A 24111-nucleotide genomic window follows, 5' to 3' on the forward strand; every position below is an offset into this window, starting at 1 on the left:
TTTTATCCGCGTTACCCTCTTTTATTTTACGGCTACTCCTTTTGGTAGCCGTTTTTTCTCGCCACCAGGGAGACTGACCATGCTCGACACAACAATGAAAACCCAGCTCAAAGCCTATCTTGAGAGACTAACCAAACCTGTTGAGTTGATTGCCACGCTGGACGACGGCGCGAAATCATCTGAAATAAAAGAACTGCTGGCAGAAATAGCTGAGTTATCTGACAAAGTTTCATTCACCATTAATAACGACCTGCCGGTGCGCAAGCCGTCGTTTTTAATCACTAACCCAGGCTCAAACCAGGGCCCGCGCTTTGCCGGCTCTCCGCTGGGTCACGAATTCACTTCCCTGGTGCTGGCCTTGCTCCAGGTCGGCGGTCATCCGTCCAAAGAGTCTCAGGATCTGCTGGCGCAAATCCGTGAGATCGACGGTGACTTCCACTTTGAAACCTATTATTCCCTCTCCTGCCACAATTGCCCGGACGTTGTGCAGGCGCTGAACCTGATGAGCGTGCTGAACCCGCGCATCACCCACACCGCTATCGACGGCGGCGTTTACCAGAATGAAATTCAGGAACGCAACGTGATGGGCGTACCTGCCGTGTACCTGAACGGCAAAGAGTTTGGCCAGGGCCGCATGACGCTGGCTGAAATCGTGGGCAAAATTGACACCGGCGCAGAAAAACGAGCGGCGGAAGCGCTGAACCAGCGCGAAGCTTATGACGTGCTGATCGTCGGCAGCGGCCCTGCGGGGGCGGCGGCGGCTGTGTATGCGGCGCGTAAAGGCATCCGTACCGGCCTGATGGGCGAACGCTTCGGCGGCCAGGTGCTGGATACCGTGGATATCGAAAACTACATTTCCGTGCCAAAAACCGAAGGCCAGAAGCTGGCGGGCGCGCTGAAAGCCCACGTGGACGACTACGACGTGGACGTGATCGACACCCAAAGCGCCAGCAAGCTTATCCCGGCCAAAACCGAAGGCGGCCTGCATCAGATTCAAACTGCGTCCGGCGCAACCCTGAAAGCGCGCAGCATCATCGTGGCCACCGGCGCCAAATGGCGCAACATGAACGTGCCGGGCGAAGATCAGTACCGCACCAAAGGCGTAACCTACTGCCCGCACTGCGACGGCCCGCTGTTTAAAGGCAAGCGCGTGGCGGTGATCGGCGGCGGTAACTCCGGCGTGGAAGCGGCTATTGACCTGGCGGGCATCGTTGAGCACGTGACCCTGCTGGAATTTGCCCCAGAAATGAAGGCCGACCAGGTGCTGCAGAACAAAGTTCGCAGCCTGAAAAACGTCGATATCGTGCTGAACGCCCAGACGCTGGAAGTGAAAGGTGACGGCAGCAAAGTGACCGGCCTGCAGTACAAAGACCGCGTGACCGAAAGCGTGCATGACGTTGCCCTGGCCGGCATCTTCGTGCAAATCGGCCTGCTGCCGAACACCACCTGGCTGGAAGGCAGCGTGGAGCGCAACCGCATGGGTGAAATCATCATCGACGCGAAATGCGAAACCACCGTCAAAGGCGTATTCGCCGCGGGCGACTGCACCACCGTGCCTTACAAACAGATCATCATCGCCACGGGCGAAGGCGCAAAAGCTTCCCTGAGCGCGTTTGATTACCTGATTCGCACCTCAGCCCCAGAATAAAGCACCTGCCAATAAGGCCGCGCCACAGCGGCCAGCCATAAAAAAAGCGGCTCATTGAGCCGCTTCATCGTGTCGAGAGATCCCAGACAACAGAATGATTGTCATAGGATTTAATTTCAGTAAATAAGGAAAATCAATTGATTGATTTTCGGCTGATAACCACAAAGAGGGAAAAACCACGCTTTTTCCCTCTTTGTTATCAACAAAAGCGGCTCATTGAGCCGCTTTTTCACGTTCTGAATCTTACTTACGACGCCAGGTTGTACCGCCTGCGCCGTCTTCAAGCACAATGCCCATCTCGTTCAGACGGTCACGCGCCTGGTCTGCCAGCGCCCAGTCTTTCGACTGACGTGCATCGTTACGCTGCTTGATCAGCGCTTCAATCTCCGCCACTTCGCCGTCGTCCGCCTGCGCGCCGCCCTGCAGGAACTGCTCCGGATCCTGCTCGAGCAGGCCCAGAATTGCGGAGAGCTTACGCAGCGCCGCCGCCAGTCCGTTGGCCGCCGTAAGATCTTCCGCTTTCAGGCGGTTAACTTCACGGGCCATATCAAACAGCACGGAATAGGCTTCCGGGGTGTTGAAGTCGTCGTCCATCGCTTCGCGGAAGCGGGCTTCGAAGGCTTCGCCCCCGGCTGGCGCCACATTACTGTCGGTGCCACGCAGCGAGGTGTAAAGACGCTCCAGCGCCGAGCGAGCCTGTTTCAGGTTCTCTTCGCTGTAGTTGAGCTGGCTGCGGTAGTGGCCGGACATCAGGAAGTAACGCACGGTTTCCGCGTCGTAATACTTCAGCACGTCACGCACGGTGAAGAAGTTGCCCAGGGATTTGGACATCTTCTCGCGGTCAACCATCACCATCCCGGAGTGCATCCAGGTATTAACGTACTCGCCGTCGTGGGCACAGGTAGACTGCGCGATTTCGTTCTCGTGGTGCGGGAACATCAGATCGGAGCCGCCGCCGTGAATGTCAAAATGGTTGCCCAGCTCTTTGCAGTTCATGGCGGAACATTCGATATGCCAGCCCGGGCGGCCTTCGCCCCACGGAGAAGTCCATGCTGGTTCGCCCGGCTTGGACATTTTCCACAGCACGAAGTCCATCGGGTTGCGCTTCACGTCAACCACGTCAACGCGCGCACCCGCCTGGAGCTGATCCAGGTCCTGGCGAGACAGCACGCCGTAATTCGGGTCGGTGACCACCGAGAACATCACGTCGCCGTTCTCAGCCACATAGGCGTGATCGCGGGCCAGCAGCTGTTCAACAATTTCGATGATTTCCGGGATATGTTGGGTCGCACGCGGCTCGCTGTTCGGGCGGGAAATGTTTAGCGCGTCGAAATCTTTGTGCATTTCGACGACCATGCGGTCGACCAGCGCGACAAAATCTTCGCCATTTTCATGGGCGCGCTTAATGATTTTATCGTCGATGTCGGTGATGTTACGCACGTAGTTCAGCTCATAGCCCAGGGAACGCAGGTAGCGCGCCACCACGTCAAACGCAACAAAAGTACGGCCGTGGCCGATGTGACAGAGATCGTAAACGGTGATACCACACACGTACATGCCTACCTTTCCGGCATGAATAGGTTTGAATTCCTCTTTTTGGCGAGTCAGGGTATTAAATATTTTTAACATCAGGGGATTCCATGTAAGCGTGTGGAAGAATACTCCCTGGTATCTTACCCGATTATTTTCCCCGGCGGCAGTCTGCTTTGCATTACTGACTATGATGTAGCGTTATGCTATAACAGCGTGCTGGTACGACGGCACCGTTTGCCGTCGTACTCTCTGACACTCATAGGATGCAAGCATGGTTACTTTTCACACTAATCACGGCGACATCGTCATCAAAACTTTTGATGATAAAGCGCCTGTTACCGTTAAAAACTTCCTGGACTACTGCCGCGAAGGCTTCTACAACAACACCATTTTCCACCGTGTGATCAACGGCTTTATGATCCAGGGCGGCGGTTTCGAACCGGGTATGAAGCAGAAAGCGACTAAAGACACCATTCAGAACGAAGCGAATAACGGCCTGAAAAACACCCGTGGTACGCTGGCAATGGCTCGTACCCAGGCTCCGCACTCTGCCACCGCACAGTTCTTCATCAACGTTGCCGACAACGACTTCCTGAACTTCAGCGGCGAAAGCCTGCAGGGTTGGGGCTACTGCGTGTTCGCAGAAGTGGTTGAAGGTATGGATGTGGTTGAGAAAATCAAAGGCGTTTCCACCGGCCGCAGCGGTATGCACCAGGATGTACCGAAAGAAGACGTTATTATCGAAAGCGTAACCGTAAGCGAATAATGTCGACGCTGTTTATTGCAGATTTACACCTCTGCTCAGAAGAACCGGCGATCACCGCCGGTTTTCTGCGTTTTTTGGCCGGTGAAGCCCGCCAGGCGGATGCGCTTTACATCCTCGGTGACCTGTTCGAAGCGTGGATTGGCGATGACGACCCGGAACCGCTGCACCAGCAAATCGCCACCGCGATTAAAGCGCTGGTTGATTCAGGCGTGCCCTGCTACTTCATTCACGGCAACCGCGACTTCCTGCTCGGCAAACGCTTTGCCAAAGCCAGCGGCATGGCGCTGCTGCCGGAAGAAAAGCTGCTCGACCTGTATGGCCGCAAAGTGCTGATCATGCATGGCGACACGCTGTGTACCGACGACGAAGGCTACCAGGCGTTTCGCCGTAAGGTTCACCAGCCGTGGCTTCAGGCGCTGTTTCTTGCCTTCCCTCTGTTTATACGTAAACGCATTGCCGCCCGGATGCGCGCCGGCAGCAAAGCCGCCAACAGCAGCAAGTCTATGGCCATCATGGACGTTAATCCGCAGGCCGTGGTCGATACCCTCACCCGCCATAATGTTCAATGGCTGATTCACGGGCACACGCACCGCCCGGCAATCCACGAGCTTACCGCCAACGGGCAACCCGCTTTCCGTTGCGTATTAGGCGCGTGGCATGAAGAAGGGTCGATGATCAAAGTGACGGCGGAAAACGTCGAGCTGATCCACTTTCCTTTCTGATAACAAAGCCCGCCTTTTTGCCGATTTGCTAACCACGCAACCGTTTTCCTTGCCGGAAGTTCGTGCTATTCTCTGAGCCCTTCTGAGCGGGCGCCCGACGCCCGATGATGTCTGCACACCCACAGGAGTTTTGAGACGCATGTCTTCTGAGCACACCCCGGCGCGTATCGCCATTGTTATGGGTTCCAAAAGTGACTGGGCCACCATGCAGTTTGCCGCTGAAATCCTTACCGCCCTGAATGTCCCTCACCATGTCGAAGTCGTCTCCGCCCACCGCACGCCGGACAAACTGTTCAGCTTTGCCGAGCAGGCCGAAGCCAATGGCTACCAGGTGATCATTGCCGGAGCCGGTGGCGCTGCGCACCTGCCGGGTATGCTGGCCGCGAAAACCCTGGTCCCGGTGCTGGGTGTGCCGGTCCAAAGCGCTGCTCTGAGCGGCGTGGACAGCCTTTATTCTATCGTCCAGATGCCGCGCGGCATTCCGGTCGGCACGCTGGCCATCGGTAAAGCCGGGGCAGCCAACGCCGCCCTGCTGGCCGCGCAGATCCTGGCCCTGCATGACGCAGACCTGAGCCAGCGCCTGGCGACCTGGCGTCAGACCCAGACCGACGAAGTGCTCGATAATCCGGATCCACGGAGCGAAGCATGAAGCGCGTCTGTGTCTTAGGTAACGGCCAGCTGGGGCGCATGCTCCGCCAGGCCGGTGAGCCGCTGGGCATCGCCGTTTACCCTGTCGGGCTGGACGCCGAGCCGGAAGCCGTGCCGTTCGCTCAAAGCGTGATCACCGCCGAGATTGAGCGCTGGCCGGAAACCGCTCTGACCCGCGAACTGGCGCGCCACAACGCCTTCGTTAACCGCGATATCTTCCCAATCATCGCCGACCGCCTGACGCAAAAGCAGCTGTTCGATAAGCTCGGCCTGGCCACCGCGCCGTGGCAATTGCTTTCCGGCAGCCACGAATGGCAGGCCGTGTTCAGCCAGCTCGGCTCTCTGGCGATTGTGAAGCGCCGCGTCGGCGGGTATGACGGCCGGGGCCAGTGGCGCTTGCGTGCCGATGAAACTGACCAGCTGCCGGAAGAGTGCTACGGCGAATGTATCGTCGAGCAGGGCATTAACTTCTCCGGCGAAGTTTCTCTGGTGGGCGCGCGCGGCCATGACGGCAGCACGGTGTTCTATCCGCTGACCCACAACCTGCATCAGGACGGCATTCTGCGCACCAGCGTTGCCTTCCCGCAGGCCAATGCCGAACAGCAGCGCCAGGCCGAAACCATGCTCACCGCCATCATGCACGAGCTGGGCTACGTCGGCGTGATGGCGATGGAGTGCTTCGTCACCCCAGCCGGCCTGCTGATCAACGAGCTGGCTCCGCGCGTGCACAACAGCGGGCACTGGACGCAAAACGGCGCCTCCATCAGCCAGTTCGAGCTGCACCTGCGCGCCATCGTGGATTTACCGCTGCCGCAGCCTGTGGTGAATGCGCCATCGGTGATGGTGAACCTGATCGGCACCGACCTGAACTATGCCTGGCTGAAGCTGCCGCTGGTGCACCTGCACTGGTACGACAAAGAGGTTCGTCCGGGCCGCAAAGTCGGTCACCTCAACCTGAATGACAGCGATACCGGCCGCCTGAGCGCCTCGCTGGAAGCTCTGGTTCCCCTGCTGCCGGTGGAATACGCCAGCGGTATTGCCTGGGCACAGAGCAAGCTGGTGAAGTAAAAGCGCGTCGCGTCTGACCCTCTGTACGACTTTAGAGGGTCAGACCAATTTCCCCCTCCCCCTTTCCTTTGCCCGACCAGAAGCGCACAATCCCCCACGTTACGCCGCTTCAGACTAAGGTTATGCCATGGAAAAACGCCCTAACGCGCAGGACTACGACCGCCTGCTGCTCAACGACATCCCGCTGATAGACGTTCGCGCCCCGGTAGAGTTCGCTCAGGGAGCAATGCCCGCTGCCCATAACTTACCGCTGATGCTGGACGATGAACGCGCGCAGGTCGGGACATGCTATAAGCAGCAGGGCCAGCAGGCAGCCGTCGAACTGGGGCACCGGCTGGTCAGCGGCGAGCGAAAAGCCAGCCGGGTCGAACGCTGGCTGGAGAGCTGCCGCCAGCAGCCTGAAGGCTATTTATGTTGCGCCCGGGGCGGGATGCGCAGCCACATCGTGCAACAGTGGCTACGGGAAAACGGCCTCGAGTACCCGCTGGTCACCGGCGGCTACAAAGCCCTGCGCCAGCATGCCATGCAGGTAATCGACACCCGTTCGCAGTGGCCGATGATTATCGTCAGCGGCAACACAGGATGCGGCAAAACCATTCTCATCCGTTCGCAGCCAACGGGCGTTGACCTTGAAGGCCTGGCGCACCATCGCGGCTCGTCGTTTGGCCGCACGATTGTGGCGCAGCCTTCTCAGGCCAGCTTCGAAAATAACCTCGCCGTCACCCTGCTGAAAATCAGCCCGAACGAGCCCAAAACGCTGGTTGTGGAAGATGAAGGCCGGATGATTGGCTCCCGCCATATCCCCGAAGCCTTCAGAGAACAGATGCTGCGCTCGCGTATTGTGGCGATCGACGATCCGTTCGAACTGCGGCTGGAGCGCCTCAAAAACGAATACTTCGAGCAGATGATCGAGGCGTTTTTATCCGTCAGCGATGAAGAAACCGCCTGGCGCGATTACGCCGAGTACCTGCACCACGGCCTGTTTGCCATCCGCCGCCGTCTGGGCATGGAACGCTTCCAGCAGTTCACCACCAGGCTGGACGAGGCGCTGCTCACCCAGCGGAAAACCGGCTCCTGCGAAGGCCATCTGGCCTGGCTGTCGCCGCTGCTGAAAGAGTATTACGACCCGATGTACCGCTATCAGCTCAGCCAGAAGGCCGACCAGATTGTCTTCCGGGGAGATTACCAGCAGGTCGAGTCCTGGCTGCGCAGCATTAACGGTTAGCCGATTTATCCCCTGCCGAGAGCGCCAGCCCCAACCCGGTTACCGCCAGCAAGACCAGAGGAATGCCCACCGCCCACGGCAGCGTAAACGAAAGCGCGAACAGTGCCGTGCCGGTAGCCGGCCCCACCGATCCCTGCAAATCGCTCACCACCGAAAGCGCGGCCATATAGGTCGCGCGTAACCGCGCCGGGGCTAACTTGTTCACCGCCGTCGGGATCAGCGGGCCGGTCATCATCTGGGACAGCGAATAGAGGCAGACTGCCATCACCAGCGTCACGACGTGAGGATAAGCCAGCAGCAAAACAAAGGCGGTGATAAGCGAGGAGCCTGCGCTGAGGGTGATAAACAACGGCGAACGTCGGGCAAACAGCTTTGTTAAGGCGAGCTGACCAATCGTGTTAATCCCCGCCCCGAACGCGAACAGATAACCGATACTGGCCGCGCTCATCCCCATCTGATTGCTGGCATACAGCGGCATGACGGCCTCCACCCAGCTCCCGGCCACGCCCAGCAGCAGCACCCACATTAGCAGCACGGCCAGGCGACTATCCCGGAACGCGGGCAACAGCGCGCTAAACCCTTCTTCGCCGTCCTCATCTTCCACATCAGCGGCTAACGAACGTGTTTCCGACAGGCAAATCGCCAGCATCAGACCGCCCGCAACCAGCACCGAACCTCCGGCCAGAAAAACGTAGCCCAGCCCCTCTTGCACCAGCACCGTGCCCAGCAGTGGCCCGGCAATGGCGCCCGCGCCGGAACACACGCGCATAATGCTGAACTGGCGGCGGTGCTCCGCAGCTGGCGTGGAGTCGGCCACAATGGTGTAAATGGTCGGATGCAGCACCGACTCAAACAGGCCAATAACGATCAGCACTGCAGCAGCAGCAAAGACGCCGTGCGCAAAGAACAGCGCGATAAAGCCCGCCCCGACGCCGGTCGCCGAAATAATCAAAACGGGCCTTCTGCCCACGCGATCGGCAATGCCGCCGATAAACGGCGCGGCCAGCAGTTCGCCCCCGGCATAGCAGCCGAACAGCAGGCCAATAAACTCCACCGGGATAGCGGCAGACTGCTGCGCCCACAGAGGGAAAAACGGGACAATGGCGCCGTCGACCAGGCCAACGATGAAATAGAGGATAAAGCCCAGAACGTGGGGCTTGCGGTACGAAACAAGGGGGGATGCGAATAGTGCCATGATGTTACCCAAGTACAATTACCCCGAATGCCGGGGAGAATATGTACGTTGGATAACGTTAACGTTTACGACTTGCGAGAAGCTGGAGCGATACTAGCCAATCGCCGGGTAAAGGGCAACTGTGAGATTTGGGGGCTGGTGGTGGGTGGGGGATTTGGGTAGTTTTGAGTTTGGGGGTTATTGCTAAAGGGCTGGCACTAAAAAAGCATTTACTTGTAGATAGATTTTTTGTCTGCTTAGTGCCAAAAGCAGACCTCTCAGAACTATTGAATTTAGTGCAATGGTGAAGAATAAGTGCCGCTTAGCTTACTGGTTATACATATTGGGATACCTTGGCATGGACATCAGAGAGCCATGGATTTACCATCAAAGACGGTTCGTTATAAACATGATCTCTATACAGATTTAACTAAAATCAATTGTCGCTTTTTGCTCAGTTCTTTACTCCTTGAGGATTAATTTCCATAAAGTGCGATCATTAGCATACTGCTAGGCTAGCAGTATCTAAACGGGCGGATTATAGTGTTATTTTTTTTGTAACCACTTCTGGAATTTAGCGTTTTAAAACTTAAAGAGGTTAAAATGGGGCGTTCAGCCGACTACACTATCCAAGGTTTTTTATATCAATTTAATCTAACACTCGCTGAGCTACTCAAGGCTGCGGATGAGGCAGAAATTACTATCGAAGGGATTGTCGAAGATATAGAAGTCGCTACATTTACCGGAACCAAGGCCATTCAATGTAAATATCACGAAACACAGGAAAAATATACTCCCAGCATTCTGTATGACCCGCTGCTTCAGATGATGAAGCATTTTAAGTCAAATCCCAATGCAAAAATAAGTTATCACCTTTTTGCTCATTTTCCGAATACATCTTTAATAACTATTTCTTCTGCGGATTTGAAGAGCGCCCTTACTTCTAAAAATAAAGATTTACAGCATTTGATAGCAGAGGCTATAGATGTTGATATTAATCAATTCCTTAAGGTATTTGATATAAAAGTAACGCCAAAGTATGACGATTTGATGGAGGAGAATGTAAAACTGCTTGTCGATCTAGGCTTTAACAAGAGTGAAGTGGAAATATTATTCTATCCCAACGCCATTCAGATCATTGGTGATCTTAGTATTAAGCATGACGAAAATCTTAGGAAAATCACCAAGAGTTTTTTCCTGGAAAAATTACGCCGAATCAGATCTACCGCAGTTTCTCAATGGACTCTTGCTTTAAAAACACGTCATAAGATTTTAGAGGCACGACGTAAACAATTAAAAGAGAACCTGAATGCAAATGTTCGTTTGCGATTTATACTTATTTTTCCTGCTCTTCTAGAGGAGTTTGATAGCCAAATCGTTCTCTTTATAAAATCTTTTGTTGATAAGTATCATTTTAAACAGATACATACTCACACTCCAATTTTTATATTGAATGTTTCTCAAGAAATATTTGATGGTATTGCAGATAGACTAGTTGGCAAGGATGTAATTCCAAATCTTGGGCGACCAGTAAATAATTTCTCAGGGAAGCATTTTTTCCGTGATCCGATTGTTACCAAGGATAAAAAAGAGTTTGTCTTACGCTTCATCCGTTGGGATGACTATAAAAGTCTTTTTGTCGAAACTAAGGCGGACGATTTATTTGTAATTGGCAACGGAGATATTTCTAGTTTAGACCTACAGGATGTAAATCTTGAAATTTTAGGCGCTGAAAAAATTGATGAAATAAAATATATGCTGGGGATGACTAATGCTTATTAAAATTGGAACAGTGCTTTCATGTGCGCCAGAGGCTGTTGTAGTTGCTGTTGATAACCTTGAAGTTTTTGAGAAGAATAAAGAAAATCTTCAAGTTGGCCGTTTTCTTAAGATTGCCCAGGGAAACCTTGACTTTACTATCGTTACCATCAGAAACATCAAAGGTACAAATACAACCACACCTGACGGAAAACCGATCTGGAACTTCCAAATTGAATGTCAAGCTATAGGAACTTTAGTTGATGGCAAAAGTTTTGACCGTAGCAGCCTTCTTTTACCGGTTCCAACTGAACATGCATTCATTGCGGAAAATGATACCTTAGACAAGATATTCACGGCTGATGGCGATCATGACTTCCCTCTTGGAAAACTTTCGATGAATAAATCTATTGATCTTATGATCAGTGGCAATAGATTCTTCAGTAAGCATATTGCGGTTGTGGGATCTACTGGTTCCGGTAAGTCGTGCACCGTTGCTAGTGTGTTACAGGGTATTGTGGGAATATCTCAACGTAAAAACAGCAACAAGAAGATGCAAAATAACTCGCATGTGGTGATATTTGATATTCATGATGAATATACTGCGGCATTTACTTTACAGGCTGAAGAGTCTTTCACTCTGAGTCGATTAGATATTGACTCCCTGCAGCTCCCATACTGGCTGATGAACTCTGAAGAACTCGAAAGTATGTTTATCGAAAGTAACGAAGCGAACTCTCATAATCAAGTTAGCCAGTTCAAGTATGCTGTTGTGCTTAATAAGGAAAAACATAACCCTGCGGTTCCGGAAGTGACTTATGACACCCCTGTGTATTTCTCGATCACAGAGGTTTACAACTTCATTGAAAATATGAATAGGGAGGTCATTGGTCGGCTATCTGGAGAGGATAAACCAAAGTTAGCTAATGGAGATCTAGTCTCTGATCGGAGTATTTATTTCGAAAAAGCACACGATTTTGTTGCTACCTCGAGTGCAGCTGCATCCAAGGCTACTAATGGACCTTTCAATGGGGAGTTCAATAGGTTTGTTTCGCGGTTGGAAACAAAATTAACTGATAAACGTCTTCGGTTTCTTTTGAATACTAAGAAAGCTGATGGCAAGAAACATTTGACTGAGGACTTCGAGACGCTAATGAAGCAATTTATTGGCTATCTCCAAAAATCTAACGTCACTATTGTCGACTTAAGCGGAGTTCCGTTCGAAGTTCTTAGCGTAACTGTAAGCTTGATTTCTCGCCTAATTTTTGATTTTTGCTTTCATTATTCTAAATTGCAGCATGCGCTTGGTAAACTCAATGATATTCCTGTTATGTTGGTGTGTGAGGAGGCGCACAACTATGTACCTCGAGATAATCATGCTTCATATCGAGCATCTCGGAAGTCCATCGAACGCATAGCAAAGGAGGGCAGGAAATATGGCCTAAGTCTGATGGTAGTAAGTCAGCGTCCTTCAGAAGTATCGGAAACAATATTTGCTCAGTGTAACAATTTCATTTCTCTGCGTCTTACAAACGATGCCGATCAGTCATACGTGCGACGACTATTTCCAGATAATGCCAACGCGATTACGGAAATCTTACCTAATCTAGCCCCCGGAGAATGCGTAGTAGTTGGTGATGCCGTGTTGCTGCCAGCGGTGATAAAAATGCCACTACCTTCCCCAGAACCACATTCCCAGAGCGTAAAAGTGCATAGTGAATGGAATGCAGCATGGCGTGACATTGTCTTCGAGAAGGTTATTGAACGTTGGAGAAAATAAAATGAGTTATTACTGATAGCTAGGTTTAATAGTTAAAAATATAAATGAATGGCCGCTGCATTGCGGCCATATCTACTACATCTAGATATCATCAGGTAGTTCACGAATAGCCTTGCGTATATTAGTCTCAGCATTATCTAACTCTTTTACAGCGCGTGATATATCTGAGCGACCATCTTCTACTTTTGAACGAGCTCGTCGTAATGTGGATATAGCATCATCGATAGCACTCAATGCTCGCTTTAATCTTCTTTTCGTATCCAACCTTTAAATCCTCTTATAAGTAAATAATGATTTATAGACTCGTATGTAAAACACGGCATTCGGCGATTAAGTATCGACTGCGTTAGATCAATCTACCGCAAGTGTATCGAATCCGTTTCTCGCTCACGGTAGACACTTTAAAATCAAACCACCCCTCCCCCTCTGGGGGAAGGCACCACCCAACCAAAACATCAATGAACCAAATTCAAAGCCCCGCCCTGAATCATCCCTAAATCACCGTCCAGTGAGCGAACAAACCTCGGGGCTTTTAAATCTTCGGTCAGCACTACGATCAGATCATACAGCAGCCCGGTCATCTGCTGACTTTGCTCCGGGGATTCTTGCTGGTTCAGCAGGACGATAGTTAACGCCGCGCAGTATTCGCGCAGCGGTTCGGAGTCGGTGGCTAGCGGGTTATAGCAGATGCGGGCTTCGCTCTCTTTGAGCGTCAACTTCTCTATCAGGTAGTCCGGCAGCGGGGCTTTGAGCACGCTTTTCAGGACTTCCAGCCCGGCGAGCAGGCGACCGCAGAGCGCCATGCGTTCCGTTTGATTTTGGTTTTCAAGCAAATGCTCTGCATACTGCTCGCAGATATCCAGCACCTGGAAGAGATCCATCGCTGCGCCCTGCGGCTTTTCTAGCAGGGTTGCGATATCGCCCGCAAATGCCGGGTCGTGTGGGGTGATTTCAGGGCGAGCCTGTGTGTTACTATCAGCGTTAGCCATAGCGTTAGTCCTCATAACGTTGGTGGTTAGCCCTCGTCTGGTGTCTCACCACCATTCGGGGGCGCTTCTTTTTCCGGCTTTGGCCGGGTTTATTTCTTGCTCATCCCTCCGATCATACTGGATGGTTGCACAGTAACCCAGATGAAAAACCAGGCAGATTGGCAAACTTCGAGGCGGCTCGCAGGAAATGATGAAACGCTTGGGGGAATTGCAGATTGGGGGCTTATCAGGAAGAAAACAGGCCGAACAAACGTCCGGCCAGAAAGAAGGTTAATGCCTGTCGCGTTTATCCGCGCGTTTGGCGAGATAGTCGCCAAACATTTGCACGATTTGCACCAGCACAATCAGCGCCACGACCGTGACCACCATGACCTGGGTTTCGTAGCGGTAATAGCCGAAGCGGATCGCGAGGTCGCCCACGCCGCCGCCGCCAACAATCCCCGCCATCGCCGAGTAACCGATCAGGCTGACCAGGGTTATGGTTAACCCGCGCAGCAAACCGGCGCTGGCTTCCGGCAGCAGCACGGTGCAGATGATGCGCATCGGGCTGGCGCCAAAGGCTTCCGCGGCTTCAATAATGCCTTTATCCACTTCCCGCAGCGCGCCGTCCACCAGGCGGGCATAAAACGCAATTGCCGCCACCGACAGCGGCACGGAAGCCGCAATCGGCCCGATGGTGTTGCCGAGCAGGAACTGCGTCAGCGGCAACAACAGCACCAGCAGAATGACGAACGGCACCGAGCGCACGATGTTCACCAGTACCGAACTGATGATGTTCAACGAGCGGTTCTGCCAGAACAGATTGCGGTCGGTGACGAAGATCAAAAAGCCCAGCGGCAGGCCGCCGATGATCGCCAGCAGCGTGGAAATGCCCAGCATCTGGAAGGTTTCGCCAAAGGCAATCGTCAGGTCCGCGACTAAATCATCCATTCAGCACCTCCACACAGGCCGTATGTTTCCGAATATGGTCGATGGCATCCCCCACCGCCGCCGGGTTGCCGGGCGCGGTGATCGCCACCACCAGAATGCCCAGCGCCCGGTCGCTGATATACTCGATTTTGCCGTGCAGAATGTTCACGCCGACCCCAAACTTCACCGCCGCGAAGGAGAGCACCGGCTGTTCGGCCGAGTCGCCGACGAACATGATTTTCAGCAGCGCGCCGCGCATGTTGTCCAGCAGGCGCACCGGCAGCGTCAGATTCAGCGTGTGGGACACCAACTGGCGGGTAAATTCATGCTGCGGATGCGCGAAGATGTCGAACACCTCGCCGGATTCCACCACTTCGCCGCCGGACATCACCGCCACGCGGTCGCAAATCGTTTTGATCACGTTCATCTCATGAGTGATCAGCACGATGGTGATCCCCAGCTGCTGGTTGATCTTTTTCAGCAGCGCCAGAATGGTGGCGGACGTTTCCAGATCCAGCGCCGAAGTCGGTTCATCACAGAGCAAAACATCCGGATGGTTCGCGATGGCGCGCGCAATGCCCACGCGCTGTTTCTGCCCGCCGCTCAGCTGCACCGGGTAGCGGTTGGCTTTGTCGGCCAGGCCCACCAGCTCAAGAATTTCATCCACGCGCGGGCCGATTTTACTGCGTTCCCAGCCTGCAGCTTTGAGGCTGAACGCCACGTTCTGCCTGACCGTCCGGGTGTGCATCAAATTGAAGTGCTGGAAAATCATGCCGATGCGCTGACGCGCTTTGCGCAGCTCGGCCCCCTGCAGCGCGGTGATCTCGGTCCCACCGATTTTTACGCGACCCTCACTTGGGCGCTGGAGCGCGTTCAGGGTACGCAATAAGGTACTTTTCCCGGCTCCGCTGGTGCCGACAATGCCAAAAATCTCCCCCGCGCCAATGTGCAGCGAAACATCGTTCACCGCCCGGCTGGTCTGGCTCCGGCCCGAGGGGAAGTCCACGCAGACCTTTTCAATCTCAATCATGACAACCTCAAATCAGCGATAAAGAGCAGGCATCCCGCCTGCTCGATTTGCTCTATTACTTTTTATCTGCGGCAACCATCCAGTCAGGTTTCTGGAAGGCGTTGAAAATATTCTGCGGATCGTCGATCGCTTTTTCGTAGGCCGGTGACTTCACTGTCTCGACGATGTCTTTGGCAAACGGTTTATCCGCATCTTCGGCACGCACCGCGATGATGTTTTTGAGGTTCTCGTCCAGGTGTTCCTGTTTGAGCGCGGAAGAGAGTTTTAGCCCGGCGGCAATGGCAAAGTTACCGTTGACCAATGCGGCGCTGGCGCTGTCCAGCGTGCGCGGCAGCTGTGCGGCTTCCAGCGATTTAAACACCAGCCCTTTCGGGTTGGTGGCGATGTCGCGCTCGGAGGCCTTGGTCGGGTCAATGTTGTCTTTGATGGTGATAAGCTCCATCGACTGCAGGAAGCGCAGCCCACGGGCCAGGTTGGTCGGGTCGTTAGACAGGGTGACAATGTCGCCTTTCTTCAGTTCGTCCAGGCTTTTGACTTTATGGGAATAAATACCCATCCCGGCGGTTGGCACGGTGATCAGCTTCGCCAGCTTGAGGTTTTTGTCGGCGGTGAATTTGTCGAAGTACAGCGAGTGCTGGAACAGGTTGGCGTCGATGCTGCCGTTCGCCAGCGCCATGTTGGGCTGCACGTAGTCGCTGAACTCGCGCACCACGACTTTATAGCCTTTCTCTTTTAACGACGGGGCGATGGCCTGTTTGACCATGTCGCCGTAAGGCCCCGGCGCCACGCCGAAGACGATGGTGTGCGGGTCGCTGTTGGCCTGAGCAAACTGCAGGCCGCTGGCCAGAAGTAAAGCGCCGGTCGCCACGCGCCAGCCGAAACGATTTCCCATGGGTATTCTCCCTTACAGAATGATGTGTGGTGTCCTGAGGCGAGCCTCTTTCACGGGCCGATTACTAAGTCGTTGATCCAACTGGACAGAGTAAGATGGCACATTCCGCTAGCAGGGGTAATTGAAAATATTTCATCTTGCGCGCGGGAGAAGGCGCGGCAGGCATAAAGCGGGCTTTTGCGAATAACAAAAAAGCAAAGCGGAAAACCCGCTTTGCTTTAGAGTGAGCTTAATCAGCGCAGGATGCCGCCCGTTTGCGCTTAACGTATGTTTTGACGTTGAACAGCAAATAACTCGCCAGCGACAAACAGCCCACGCCCGCTGCGCCGTAGGCCAGAACGCCTGAAAAACCGTCATTCAGCGCCTGAATAATAATGTCGCTGCTGAGCGTGGCTCTGGTGCCGCCAGCGATTTGTTCTGCCAGGGCATATCTTTCGCTCACGCTGTCGATATGGCTCTGTAAACTTTCGGCTATCCCCGCCACCAGCAGGCTCCCCATTAAGGCAATATTGATGGCGAGGGTAATTAAGCGCGAACTGATATCAATCCCGGAAGCCATGCCCACGCGGTTAGCGGCGACGGAACTCGTGGTGGTGTTGGTGACCGGGGTATTGATTAACCCCAGCGCCATCCCCGAAAGTATTGCGCCGGGTAGCAAACTGACCTGATAGATGACGGCCAGTCTCATCAGGACAAATCCCAGGCCGATAGTCAGCAGCCCCAGCGGGATGAGGCGCGCGGCACCAAAACGCAGCACAAGCTTCTCACCGACCGGCGGCATTAACAATGTGGGCAGGGTGTAGGCCAGCAGCGCCATACCAGTCTCCATAATGCTGTAGCCCTTCCCTATCTGGTAATAAACCGGCAGATAAATCATCAGCGGCCAGAAGCTGAAATTCATCCCCACGGACCCCATCAGCGCGCCGGAGAAAGGTCTGATCCGAAAGACAGAGAAATCAAACATAGGATGCGGGTGGCGTAGCTCAATGATGACGAACAGCCCCAGGCTAATAAACGTACCCAGCAAGGTTAACTGGGCTTCACGGCTGGTCCACCCGATGTTCCCGCCCTGAGTGATGAGCCAGGTCGCCCCCACCACTCCTATGCTCAACGTCACCAGGCCCGCAACATCCAGCGGTTTCGTGGTGTTTTCCCGCGACTCGATAACATTTTTCAGGGTCAGAGCCAGGGTGAGCAGCGCAATAAAACCGTGGATCAGAAATACCCATTGCCAGCTAAACCACGCCTCCAGCACGCCGCCGATGACGGGGCCAAAGCCCAGCCCAAAACCAAATGTGATCCCCCAGGCGGAAAATGCCCTGCTGCGCGCTTTTCCCGCTGGAAACTGAACCGACAGGATGGCAATCAGGCTGGTTAACATCGCCCCGCCGCTCAGTCCCTGCAAAAAGCGCCCCACAATAAGCCATTCCGGCGTCCGGGCCAGGCCACAGAGAACCGACGTCAGGCCAAACCCAATAATGCTGATAATAAAAATACGCTTGCGGCCATATTTATCCGCCAGTGTTCCCGTGGCCATCAGTACCGCCGTACAGGAGAGGGTATAAGCGTTCATAATCCACTGCAGTTCACGGAAATTGGCCTGCATCTGCTTTTCCAGCACCGGCAAAATAACCGGGACGCTGGATATTTCCAGGCCCGACATTAACGCGGCCAAACAGACCGCCATCAGCGCTAATAGGTTTTTCATACTGATTTCCTGCAAAACGTTAAGAAGGTGCCAGCATGAAAGATTCGGGGTGGAGTAGAAATCGACGCCCAGGTCAGTTATCGTCAAGATCGTGCCATTTTAGAGACAGAACGACCATGCCAGTCACCTATTCAGATCAAGACCGCGCTTAGAGCGAAAAATCGACGGCTGGTTGTGCTGGCCTATCAGTGTCTCTGCACCTTTGAGTTCGGGATTGCCGTCGAAGCTTTTGGCCGCGTGGATGAAGTGCTTGGGCAGCCTCTCTATGATTTGCGCGTCGCGTCGTTAGAAAATGGCGTTTTTGACGCTCAGGGCGGCGTACGTTTAGTCGTGGACGGAGGACTGGAGCTGCTCGAGGATGCCGGGACAATTGTCATCCCCGGCTGGCGAAATGTTTTTGAACCGGCCCCGGAGCCGCTGATTGCCGCCTTACAACGCGCCCATCAAAACGGTTCCCGGATAGTGTCGATTTGCGCCGGCAGCTTTATTCTCTGCGAAACAGGATTACTGGACGGCAAGCGAGCCACCGCCCACTGGAACAGCACGGAGATCCTCGCGGACAGGTTCCCTGCGGTGCAGGTGGAACACAGCATGATCTATGTCGATGAGGGCAGTCTGATCACCTCCGCAGGCGGCGCCGCCGGGGTCGATCTTTGCCTGCATCTTATCCGCCGTGATTACGGGATTGAAATCGCCAACCGGACTGCACAACGCATGATTACGCCCCCGCTACGGGAAGGCAGCCAGGCACAGTGGGTTCAGCAGCCCGTCCCTAAACGCCGCACTAAAAGCCTGGCGCCCTTGCTGGACGATCTGCGCCATCATCTGAATACGCCCCTGGTGATTGAGCAGCTAGCCAGGCAGGCGGGCATGAGCCGCCGGACCTTCATCCGCCGGTTCAAAGATGCCACCGGCACCACGCCGGGCGAGTGGATGCTCAGCCTCCGGCTGGAAAAGGCTTGTGCGCTGCTGGAAAGCGAGAAACTCAGCATTGATCAGGTTGCGGAACAGTCTGGATTTGGCTCAGCGGAAACGCTCCGGCATCACTTCCGGCTGCGATTTAAAACCACGCCCACACAGTGGCGCAAGGCCTTCAATGCCAGAACATGCATACCCGTTTCTGAATAGGTAAAAAATAAGGCAGGAAACGCTAAATAAGGCGGGCAGCAGGGCTGCCACCCGCCAGAGGCACGATTAGAAATCGTAGCGCAGACGAACCAGGTTCATGTCGCCCAGGTTGTCGGTGCTGGAGGTGAAGACGTGCTCGTAATCCACCTGGAAGCCGTAATCCAGCTTGAAGCTCACACCCACACCGTTGTCGATGCGCTGGTAGCTGCGGCCGGTCACGTACTGCAGACGGTCACCCATGAAGTATGGCTGCACGGATTTCACCGCGTACTGGCCAACCGGGATGGTGTAACCCGCGAAGTACTCGATGCCCCACGCGTCGCCGGAGAAGTAGTTGTTGATGTCTTTCTGTTTGGTCAGAAGGAAGTTCTGGTACCAGCCGCCGCCGAAGCTGAACGTCCAGTTGTCCGGTTTCCAGCTCAGCGCCGTACCGTAGATGTTCTGGTTGTAGGACTTGCTATCGCCGTCGTTCGGGTTACGCATATCGGCACGGGTGTAGTTCCATGCGGTGCCCCAGGTCAGGTCTTTGGTGATGTGGTAATCCACGCCCAGAGAACCGCCGCCTTTACGCTTGTAGCGCATGCCGTTGGTGGCACGGATGTCGTGATCTTCAAACAGGTAAGAAGCGTACACATCCGCATCGCCGAAGGTGTTTTTGTACTTCAGCATGTTGCGGGAACGGTAAGAACCGTCGTAGTCGCCGCTCATGCCGTTACCCGGAGCCTGACCGATCATGTCGTAGTCCCAGATATCGGTTTTCGCGCCAACCACATCATAGTAGATGCTGTTTTGCTGGCCGTAGGTCAGCTGACCCCAGGTTTTGCTTTTCAGGCCGGTATACAGCATACGGCGAGTGGTGTTGTTCGCGCCGTCTGCATAGTGGTGGTCCCACTCGAAGACCGCCGGAATATTCACGCCCAGCTCGTAATAGCTGATCCAGCTAATATCATCGAACAGATAATAATCAGCCGCGAAACGGAAACGGGTGCCGCCGTCAAAGCCATTACGTTTGTAAGAGCCTTTATCGCCGTCGCCGGACATCATATTAAACTGTGGACGAATACTGCCGCCCACGGTGAAGTTGAGGCGGCTGAGTGGGTTACCGGCCTGCGGGTCTTGCTTCAGGACGGTGATTTCTGCGTTAGCAGCGAACGACGCCATACCTGCAAGCAGGCCGGCCCCAATCAGTAATGGTAAAGCGCGCAAATTTGCTTTCATGTGGATCCTTAGTAACCGTATTTATTATAAGCGCGGGCATATTAACGCTTATTAAGTCCGATTTCTGAGGGATTTTTATTAATTCGTGCGGTTATCTATCAGTCTTTTCTTAATAGATATTAAAAAAACATCAAAAAATGCAGAAAATATGTGCTAACGCAATAAAAAGCGAAATATAACAAAGTTTATAGCGGTAGCCGGGCGTCCCTGCCCGGCTTCATCAGACGACAAACTGGCGGAAAAGCGCCTTCCCTTTCAGCAGGCGAACGCCCAGCCAGCCGCCGCAAAGTGACAGCAATACCGCCCCGGTAACAGGCAGCACGATCCACAGGCGCCAATCAGGCTCCCACGGGAAGTCGAACACCCGCGTTTGCAGCACGCCAAGCGCCGTTTCGGCCCCGATGGCCGCCACCAGGCCGGACACCAGCCCCAGCACGGCAAACTCGCACCACAGCGTGGTTCTGAGCAGCTTTTTGCCCGCGCCCAGCGTGCGGTAAACCACCAGTTCCTGATGGCGCTGGCGCATGCCAACCTGCACCTGAGCCAAAAGCAACAGCAGGCCGCAGGCGGTCACCAGCACCACCATCACCTCCAGCGCGCGGCTGACCTGTTCCAGCACCTGGCCGATTTGTTTCAGGATAGCCCCGATATCCAACAGGCTGACGGTTGGGAATTCACGGTTAAGCTGGGTCAGCAGGCCGTTACTTCCCTCCCAGCGGAAGCTGGTGAGCCAGCTCTGCGGCTGCCCGTCCAGCGCACCCGGCGGGAAAATGAAGTAGAAGTTTGGCCGCAGGCTTTCCCAGTCCACTTTGCGCAGGCTGGTCACCTTCGCGGTGAAGTCCTGGGTATCCCCCATAAAGGTTACGCTGTCGCCGAGTTTAATGTTCAGCCGCTTCGCCACCCCGTCGTCCATCGACACTTCCCTGGCCTTCGGCGGCCAGCTGCCCGCCAGGATAGGGTTATGATCCGGCTTCTGGCTCTGCCAGGTCAGATTCAGCTCGCGGTTCAGCGCCTCGTCCGGGTTGCCCTCGGTGGACTGGCCGTTAATCGCCGTCATGCGCGCCCGCACAATGGGATAGAACGAATCCGGGATCACCTGATGGTCGGCGAGGAAAGTTTTCACCGGCTGAACCTGCTCCGGCGCAATGTTTACCAGGAAGTAATTCGGGCTTTCCGGCGGCAACTGCTGCTGCCATCTGTCCAGTAAATCGCCCCGCAGCACTAACAGCAGCGCCAGCAGCATAAACGACAGCGAGAATGCCGCCAGCTGGCTAAGCGTCGCCCACGGCTGGCGCAGCAGGCGATTAACCGCCAGGCGCAGCGCCAGATTTTTCAACGTGAGCTTCTTAAGCAGTTTAAGTACGCCCCAGCCGACGAGGCCGCACAGCGCCGCCAGCACCAGCGTGCCCGCCAGCACTGCCCACAGCAGCGCACTGCCGCCCATGAGCAACGCCAGCAGCAGCACCACTACGACGCTTATCACCGGCAGATAAATTTTCAGCGGCCAGACGCTGGCCACGGCGTCACGGCGCAGCACGCGCAATGGCTGAGTCGCCAGCAGCAGCCGGTACGGACGCAGCCCCACCAGCACGGAGATCGTTACCATCGCGCCGATAGCCCACACCCACGGCCAGAGGCTCGCAGGCGGCAACGCGGCAGGCAGCACCGGCTTCAACAGCTGCATCAACGCGGCCTCGAACAGCAGCCCTACCGCGCCCCCGGCAATCGCCGAGAGCAACAGCACCATCAGCCACTGGCCGATAATCAACTTACGCAGCGCCGCCCTGCCCGCCCCCAGCGTTTTCAGAATAGCCACCAGGTCGTAGCGGCTGCGGCAGTAGTGGCTCATCGCCACGGCAATCGCCGCCACGGCCAGCAACAGCGTCAGCAGGGCGGAAAGCAGCAGGAACTGCTGAGAACGCTCCAGCGACTTGCCCAGCGCGCCTTCGTCCTGCTCCATGCCGATCCAGCGCTGCTCCGGCTTCAGCTTCGGCAGCAGAAAGTTTTCAAACTGCAGCAGCTGCTGCGGGTTGCCGCCAAACTTATAGCGCCAGCTAATGCGGCTGCCGGGCTGCACCGCGCCGGTTTTCTCGACGTCAGCCAGGTTCATCATCAGCCGGGGCGCAATCTGGAACGGGTTAAACCCGGCGTCCGGCTCCTGAATTACCTGCCCGACAATACGCAGCGTGGCATCGCCCACGTCTATGTTATCGCCCACTTTCAGGTTGAGCAGAGCCAGCAGGCGCGGCGCAAGCAGCGCGGTACCCGGCTCAGGCTTCAGGCCTGGCGGGTTAGTTTCCAGCTCGCCGTACATCGGGTAAACACTGTCGACCGCTTTCACATCCGCCAGCTGCGGCGTGTCTCCGGCAAAAGTCATGGTGGCGAAGCTCAGCTGTTTGCCGACCTTTAAGCCATCGCTTTGTGCCTGAGTCAGCCATTCATCCGGCACGGCGCGGGCGCTGCGCAATGTTCTGTCGCCCGCCATATACTCGCGGCTTTGCTGGCTGAGGCCTTTTTCCATTCTGTCGCTGATGCTGCCGAGCGCCAGCACGCAGGCCACCGCCAGGCTAAGCGCCAGCCAGACAATCAGCAGCGAGGGAGAGCGCCACTCGCGCCAGAACCAGCGGGCTATCATGCTTCCTCCCACAGTTTGCCTTCACGCAGCCGCAGGCGGCGGTCGCAGCGTGCCGCCAGCTGCTCGTCGTGAGTAACGAGGATCAGCGTGGTGGAGAAATCACGGTTGAGGGAAAACAGCAGGTCGGCGATGCGGTCGCCGGTTTGCCTGTCGAGGTTGCCGGTTGGCTCATCGGCAAACAGCACGCCCGGTTTGCCGTTAAACGCCCGAGCCAGCGCCACGCGCTGCTGTTCCCCACCGGAGAGCTGTGCTGGCAGGTGATCCAGGCGTTTGCCTAAGCCCAACTGCTCCAGCAGCGCTTTGGCCTGCGCGCGGCTGGCCGAGCTGTTTTCACCGCGCAGCAGCGAGGGAAGCTCTACGTTTTCGAGGGCATTCAGGGTAGGCACCAGCATAAAGGACTGAAACACAAAGCCGACGTTCTTTGCGCGCAGCGCCGCCCTCGCCTCTTCATCCATGTTGTGCAGCGGCTGCCCGCAAAGGTGGACCTCGCCGTCCGTGCCGTCATCAAGCCCGGCCAGAATCGCCAGCAGCGTGGACTTGCCCGAGCCTGACTCGCCAATCAGGGCGATGGTTTCGGCCGGTTTGACAACCAGCTCAACTCCGGTAAGGATGGAAAGCTCGTGTTCACCCTGACCCACGGACTTACTAAGATGATGAACTTCAACAATGTTTTCCGCTGGCATTTGCCCTTCCTGTTTCTGGCTTTGATGACCTTCCGCGCCGCCGCGGCGGACACGTTATTGATTTTAGGCGATAGCCTGAGCGCCGGTTACCGTATGGCAGCCACCAGCGCCTGGCCCGCTCTGCTGGATGCCAAATGGCAGCCGCAGAATACAAAAGTCGTGAATGCGAGCATCAGCGGGGATACCGCTGCGCAGGGCCTGTCTCGCCTGCCCGCGCTGTTAAAACAGCATCAGCCTCGCTGGGTTTTAGTGGAGCTTGGCGGCAATGACGGACTGCGTGGGTTCCAGCCTCAAGAGGTAGAAAAAACCCTTAAGCAAGTTATCACCGATGTGAAGGCCGCCAATGCCCAGCCGCTGCTGATGCAAATTCGCCTGCCCGCCAACTACGGACGCCGCTATAATGAGGCGTTTAGCGCTATTTATCCGCAGCTTGCCAAACAGTTTGATATCCCTTTGCTCCCGTTCTTTATGGAGGAGGTGTATCTGAAACCGCAATGGATGCAGGATGACGGCATTCACCCTAATCGTGATGCTCAGCCGTTTATCGCCGACTGGATGGCGACGCGGCTGACTCCGTTACTCTCTAAATAACCGGCG

General features: G+C 55.2%; 20 protein-coding genes. 10 read left to right on the forward strand and 10 right to left on the reverse strand.

The genetic code is table 11. The features are described from left to right. Positions 1-79: 79 nt before the first annotated feature. Entirely contained in the window at positions 80-1648 is a 1569-nt protein-coding gene (ahpF, locus tag CNE01S_RS08730) for an alkyl hydroperoxide reductase subunit F (RefSeq protein ID WP_061275230.1), read from the forward strand. Positions 1649-1891: 243 nt separating this feature from the next. Here ahpF and cysS read toward each other — a convergent pair whose 3' ends face one another. Then, positions 1892-3277 carry a cysteine--tRNA ligase gene (gene cysS, locus CNE01S_RS08735; RefSeq protein WP_061275232.1) on the reverse strand — a complete coding sequence of 462 codons (1386 nt, stop codon included), beginning with the start codon at positions 3275-3277 and terminating at the stop codon, positions 1892-1894. Positions 3278-3452: 175 nt separating this feature from the next. Between cysS and ppiB the strand changes: the two genes are divergently transcribed. The 5 genes from ppiB (at position 3453) to mnmH (ending at position 7610) form a co-directional block, all read left to right on the forward strand. Further along, on the forward strand, positions 3453-3947 hold the full coding sequence (ppiB, locus tag CNE01S_RS08740) for a peptidylprolyl isomerase B (RefSeq protein ID WP_038480312.1): 495 nt from the start codon (positions 3453-3455) through the stop codon (positions 3945-3947). Beyond that, positions 3947-4669, forward strand: coding sequence for a UDP-2,3-diacylglucosamine diphosphatase (lpxH, locus tag CNE01S_RS08745; protein ID WP_061275234.1), 723 nt, complete (start codon positions 3947-3949; stop codon positions 4667-4669). The genes ppiB and lpxH overlap by 1 nt, the downstream gene beginning before the upstream one ends. A 139-nt stretch (positions 4670-4808) precedes the next feature. Next, positions 4809-5318, forward strand: a complete 510-nt coding sequence (purE, locus tag CNE01S_RS08750; protein ID WP_038480306.1) for a 5-(carboxyamino)imidazole ribonucleotide mutase — start codon at positions 4809-4811, stop codon at positions 5316-5318. Then, entirely contained in the window at positions 5315-6385 is a 1071-nt protein-coding gene (gene purK, locus CNE01S_RS08755) for a 5-(carboxyamino)imidazole ribonucleotide synthase (RefSeq protein WP_061275236.1), read from the forward strand. The genes purE and purK overlap by 4 nt, the downstream gene beginning before the upstream one ends. A 127-nt stretch (positions 6386-6512) precedes the next feature. Beyond that, a complete protein-coding gene (gene mnmH, locus CNE01S_RS08760) occupies positions 6513-7610 on the forward strand; it encodes a tRNA 2-selenouridine(34) synthase MnmH (protein ID WP_061275239.1) in 1098 nt (365 codons plus the stop codon). Here the strand turns inward: mnmH and CNE01S_RS08765 are convergent. Next, positions 7600-8805: an MFS transporter gene (locus CNE01S_RS08765; RefSeq protein ID WP_061275241.1), complete on the reverse strand. Its 1206-nt coding sequence runs from the start codon at positions 8803-8805 to the stop codon at positions 7600-7602. The two genes, mnmH and CNE01S_RS08765, sit on opposite strands and share 11 nt — an antisense overlap. 582 nt (positions 8806-9387) lie before the next feature. On the opposite strand from CNE01S_RS08765, the gene CNE01S_RS08770 reads away from it, so the two are divergent. Together CNE01S_RS08770 and CNE01S_RS08775 are read left to right on the forward strand one after the other, a co-directional pair. After that, entirely contained in the window at positions 9388-10566 is a 1179-nt protein-coding gene (locus tag CNE01S_RS08770; protein WP_061275243.1) for a hypothetical protein, read from the forward strand. Then, positions 10556-12322 (forward strand): ATP-binding protein, encoded by a 1767-nt coding sequence (locus tag CNE01S_RS08775; protein WP_061275245.1) that lies wholly within the window; start codon positions 10556-10558, stop codon positions 12320-12322. Before CNE01S_RS08770 ends, CNE01S_RS08775 begins: the two co-directional genes overlap by 11 nt. A gap of 455 nt (positions 12323-12777) precedes the next feature. Here CNE01S_RS08775 and CNE01S_RS08780 read toward each other — a convergent pair whose 3' ends face one another. The 5 genes from CNE01S_RS08780 to CNE01S_RS08800 form a co-directional block, all read right to left on the reverse strand. After that, complete coding sequence (locus tag CNE01S_RS08780; RefSeq protein ID WP_061275247.1) at positions 12778-13311, reverse strand: hypothetical protein; 534 nt, start codon at positions 13309-13311, stop codon at positions 12778-12780. Between the two features lie 270 nt (positions 13312-13581). After that, a complete protein-coding gene (locus tag CNE01S_RS08785; RefSeq protein ID WP_039295917.1) occupies positions 13582-14241 on the reverse strand; it encodes a methionine ABC transporter permease in 660 nt (219 codons plus the stop codon). After that, positions 14234-15250 (reverse strand): virulence-associated ABC transporter ATP-binding protein SfbB, encoded by a 1017-nt coding sequence (sfbB, locus tag CNE01S_RS08790; RefSeq protein WP_061275249.1) that lies wholly within the window; start codon positions 15248-15250, stop codon positions 14234-14236. Before sfbB ends, CNE01S_RS08785 begins: the two co-directional genes overlap by 8 nt. A 55-nt stretch (positions 15251-15305) precedes the next feature. Next, on the reverse strand, positions 15306-16142 hold the full coding sequence (locus CNE01S_RS08795) for a MetQ/NlpA family ABC transporter substrate-binding protein (RefSeq protein ID WP_061275251.1): 837 nt from the start codon (positions 16140-16142) through the stop codon (positions 15306-15308). A 229-nt stretch (positions 16143-16371) separates the two neighbouring features. Further along, a complete protein-coding gene (locus tag CNE01S_RS08800; protein WP_061275253.1) occupies positions 16372-17850 on the reverse strand; it encodes an MFS transporter in 1479 nt (492 codons plus the stop codon). A gap of 174 nt (positions 17851-18024) precedes the next feature. Here CNE01S_RS08800 and CNE01S_RS08805 point away from each other — a divergent pair, with 174 nt between their 5' ends. Beyond that, positions 18025-18978, forward strand: coding sequence for a helix-turn-helix domain-containing protein (locus CNE01S_RS08805; protein ID WP_245874384.1), 954 nt, complete (start codon positions 18025-18027; stop codon positions 18976-18978). A gap of 66 nt (positions 18979-19044) precedes the next feature. Here the strand turns inward: CNE01S_RS08805 and CNE01S_RS08810 are convergent, their stop codons facing one another. The 3 genes from CNE01S_RS08810 to ybbA form a co-directional block, all read right to left on the reverse strand. Next, on the reverse strand, positions 19045-20196 hold the full coding sequence (locus tag CNE01S_RS08810) for a porin (protein ID WP_061275257.1): 1152 nt from the start codon (positions 20194-20196) through the stop codon (positions 19045-19047). Positions 20197-20416: 220 nt separating this feature from the next. Continuing rightward, positions 20417-22831: a putative ABC transporter permease subunit YbbP gene (gene ybbP, locus CNE01S_RS08815; protein ID WP_061275259.1), complete on the reverse strand. Its 2415-nt coding sequence runs from the start codon at positions 22829-22831 to the stop codon at positions 20417-20419. Further along, the gene (ybbA, locus tag CNE01S_RS08820; protein WP_061275261.1) at positions 22828-23514 is read right to left on the reverse strand and encodes a putative ABC transporter ATP-binding protein YbbA; all 687 of its coding nucleotides are present in this window, start codon (positions 23512-23514) and stop codon (positions 22828-22830) included. The genes ybbP and ybbA overlap by 4 nt, the downstream gene beginning before the upstream one ends. On the opposite strand from ybbA, the gene tesA reads away from it, so the two are divergent. After that, on the forward strand, positions 23482-24105 hold the full coding sequence (gene tesA / locus CNE01S_RS08825; protein WP_061275339.1) for a multifunctional acyl-CoA thioesterase I/protease I/lysophospholipase L1: 624 nt from the start codon (positions 23482-23484) through the stop codon (positions 24103-24105). The two genes, ybbA and tesA, sit on opposite strands and share 33 nt — an antisense overlap. Positions 24106-24111 lie beyond the last annotated feature (6 nt).

Origin of the sequence: Cedecea neteri NBRC 105707 = ATCC 33855 (assembly GCF_001571265.1) — a bacterium.
GTDB classification, from domain to species: Bacteria; Pseudomonadota; Gammaproteobacteria; order Enterobacterales; family Enterobacteriaceae; genus Cedecea; species Cedecea neteri.